Source organism: Cupriavidus sp. SIMBA_020 (assembly GCF_046535395.1).
GTDB lineage: Bacteria > Pseudomonadota > Gammaproteobacteria > Burkholderiales > Burkholderiaceae > Cupriavidus > Cupriavidus campinensis.
On record NZ_JAWRWU010001411.1, the window covers coordinates 1 to 245 of the forward strand.

A 245-nucleotide genomic window follows, 5' to 3' on the forward strand; every position below is an offset into this window, starting at 1 on the left:
GCGGGCCAGCCCTGCTCGCGGCAGGCCTGGACCAGCGCCTGCATGTTGCTGCCGCGCCCTGAGATCAGGATGACAATGCGGCGCTGTGTAGTAGAAGTTTCCGGCAAGATGACCAATCCAAATTGGGGATGTCGAACAATCCCGTAATCCAAAATTGTAAACTCTCGCTCGTGAAACCATCGCTGCGTATCTACCGATCCCTTCCTCCGCCCGCTCAGCGCGCCCCTTGCGCGCTGACCATCGGC

Annotated in this window: 1 pseudogene; it reads right to left on the reverse strand. The window is 60.0% G+C overall.

Features of this window, described 5'->3' with window-relative positions:
- Nucleotides 1-107, reverse strand: a pseudogene (locus tag SB751_RS34175) (phosphoribosylglycinamide formyltransferase); the annotation flags it as partial.
- Nucleotides 108-245: the final 138 nt, after the last annotated feature.